At 63.6% G+C, this 1,268-nt stretch carries 1 pseudogene; it reads right to left on the bottom strand.

Annotated features, from left to right (window positions below):
• Window positions 1-1,268: pseudogene (gene rpoB, locus JMF90_RS37490) on the bottom strand (DNA-directed RNA polymerase subunit beta); the annotation flags it as partial.

Here is a 1,268-nt window from a genome sequence, read left to right as displayed (position 1 = left end):
GACACGATCTGCGACGGCGCGACGTCCATGTACTGGATCCGGTCCGGCGTGACCATCATCGTTTCGCCGGCTTCACGCGACGACACGAGTTCGTCGATCAGCTGGCCGTTCTCGTCGATCGCGGCGTTCGCCTGGGCGATCATGTAGCGGCCTTCCTCGATCGCCGACAGGTAATCGATCTGGTCGGTCACCTTGCTGTCCACGACCTTGCGGTACGGCGTCTCGAGGAAGCCGTACTCGTTCAGGTGCGCGTACAGTGCGAGCGAGTTGATCAGGCCGATGTTCGGACCTTCCGGCGTTTCGATCGGGCACACGCGGCCGTAGTGGGTCGGGTGCACGTCGCGGACTTCGAAGCCTGCGCGCTCGCGCGTCAGACCGCCCGGGCCCAGTGCGGAAACACGGCGCTTGTGCGTGATTTCCGACAGCGGGTTGGTCTGGTCCATGAACTGCGACAGCTGCGACGAACCGAAGAACTCGCGGATCGCCGACGAAATCGGCTTCGAGTTGATCAGGTCGTGCGGCATCAGGTTTTCGCTTTCGGCCTGGCCGAGGCGTTCCTTGACCGCGCGCTCGACACGCACGAGACCCGCGCGGAACTGGTTTTCCGCCAGTTCGCCGACGCAACGCACGCGACGGTTGCCGAGGTGGTCGATGTCGTCCACTTCGCCCTTGCCGTTGCGCAGCTCGACGAGGATCTTGATCGTCGCGAGGATGTCGTCGTCCTGCAGCGTCATCGGGCCGACGATCTCGTCACGGCCGACGCGGCGGTTGAACTTCATGCGGCCGACCTTCGACAGGTCGTACGCTTCTTCGCTGTAGAACAGACGGTTGAACAGGGCCTCGACCGCTTCCTCGGTCGGCGGCTCGCCCGGACGCATCATGCGGTAGATCGCGATGCGCGCGGCCGTCTTGTCGGTCGTTTCGTCGACACGCAGCGTCGACGAGATGTACGGGCCCTGGTCCAGATCGTTCGTGTAGAGCGTCTGGATGTCCTTGATGCCCGCTTCGCGCAGCTTCTCGAGCACGCTTTCCGTGACTTCGTCGTTCGCGCTCGCGATCACTTCGCCGGTATCGCCGTCGACGACGTTCTTCGCCAGCACGCGGCCGAGCAGATAGTCTTCCGGCACCGAGATGAACTTGGTCTTCGCGGCTTCGAGGTCGCGAATGTGCTTCGCGTTGATCCGCTTGTCCTTCTGGACGATGACCTTGCCGTCGCGATCCGTGATGTCGAAACGCGCGACTTCACCACGCAGGCGCTCGGGCACGAA

Source organism: Burkholderia sp. E168m23 (assembly GCF_016586125.1).
GTDB classification, from domain to species: domain Bacteria; phylum Pseudomonadota; class Gammaproteobacteria; order Burkholderiales; family Burkholderiaceae; genus Burkholderia; species Burkholderia orbicola.
This window is presented reverse-complemented; position numbering and strand designations above follow the sequence as displayed.